Here is a 1,327-nt window from a genome sequence, read left to right as displayed (position 1 = left end):
CCGCGCGCACGCCGCCGGTCTGCGCATCCTCGCGGCAGATGTGAAGGGCGACGACCTGCTGGGGGCCCGCGCGGACGGCGTGCTGGCCGAGCCCACCGCCTGGCTGTTCGGCAACGAGGCGCGCGGCCTGGAGGACGAAGCGCTGGAGCTCGCGGACCGCGTCCTGCGGCTGCCGATCTTCGGTCGTGCGGAGTCGCTCAACCTCGCCACGGCGGCGAGCGTGTGCCTGTACGAGAGCGCGTTCGCGCAGCGCGCGGCGCCGACGGGCTGAGCGGGCGGGAAGAGCGGGGAAGCGGGGAAGCGGGGGCGATGAGGGTACTGATCGTCGAGGACGACGAGCGGGTCGCGGCGGCACTGGAGGCGTTCCTGGCGCGCTCCGGGTACGCGACGGTGCGGGCGTCCGACGGTGCGCAGGCGCTCACCCTCGTGGACGCCGACACCGAGGTCGTGCTGCTGGACCTCGGGCTGCCCGACGTGGACGGCATCGACCTGTGCCGTCGCATCCGTGGGCGCTCCGACGTGCCGATCGTGATCGTGACCGCCCGCAACCAGGTGGCCGAGCGCATCAAGGGGCTGCGGGCGGGCGCGGACGACTTCGTCGTGAAGCCGTACGACGTGCACGAGCTGCTGGCGCGCATCGAGGCCGTGACGCGACGCTCCCGTCCCCTGCGCACCGAGGCGGACACCCGGGTGCTGTTGCACGACGGGAGCGTGCACATCGACCTGGTGGCGCGCGAGGTGCGGGTCGACGGCGCCGTGGTGGGCCTGACCCGCAAGGAGTTCGACATCGTGGGTGTGCTCGCCCGCTACCCCGGGGTGGCGGTACCGAAGGAGCGGCTGATCCGGGAGGTGTGGAACACGGACTGGCGCGGATTCGGGCACTCGCTCGAGGTGCACGTGGCGGCGATCCGACGCAAGACCGGCGACCGCGGCTTCATCGAGACGGTGCGCGGTGTCGGCTACCGGCTCGCGGAGTCCTGAGTCGTGCGCCGTCGCCTGATCGTCATGTTCCTGGTGCCGCTGGTCGCGGTCCTGGTGTCGCTCGGGGGAGTGGCGGCGTGGAGCGCGTCGCGCAGTGTCCAGCAGGCGTTCTACACCGAGCAGCTGGGCGACCTCGGCTACTTCGTCACCAGCGCACGACAGGCGCTGCGCTCGGGCAGCCCCGCGGTGGTCGACGCGGAGGTACGGCGCTTCCAGGAGGTGTACGGCATCGAGGTGACCGTGTTCGACCTCGCGGGGGCCGCGTGGGCCGCGGGCGCGCACGGCGACGCGGTGCTGTCGGAGGCGGATGCGGAGCGCGTGCGGCTGGCGCTCTCCGGCCGTCGTG

2 protein-coding genes and 1 pseudogene are annotated in these 1,327 nt (G+C 73.1%); all 3 read left to right on the top strand.

Going from position 1 to position 1,327, the window contains the following annotated elements:
* The coding region (locus tag DW309_RS05785; RefSeq protein ID WP_136044827.1) for a TrmH family RNA methyltransferase at positions 1 to 271 on the top strand (271 nt) is incomplete at its 5' end.
* A 38-nt stretch (positions 272 to 309) separates the two neighbouring features.
* Positions 310 to 981, top strand: a complete 672-nt coding sequence (locus DW309_RS05780) for a response regulator transcription factor (protein WP_136034281.1) — start codon at positions 310 to 312, stop codon at positions 979 to 981.
* Between the two features lie 3 nt (positions 982 to 984).
* Positions 985 to 1,327 (top strand): annotated as a pseudogene (locus tag DW309_RS05775) (two-component sensor histidine kinase); the annotation flags it as partial.

Source organism: Microbacterium sp. K41 (genome assembly GCF_004794395.1).
Lineage (GTDB): Bacteria > Actinomycetota > Actinomycetes > Actinomycetales > Microbacteriaceae > Microbacterium > Microbacterium sufflavum.
This window is presented reverse-complemented; position numbering and strand designations above follow the sequence as displayed.

Coding starts and splice junctions, on each gene's coding strand:
- DW309_RS05780 (WP_136034281.1), top strand. CDS start 310: ATGAGGGTACTGATCGTCGAGGACGACGAGCGGGTCGCGGCGGCACTG.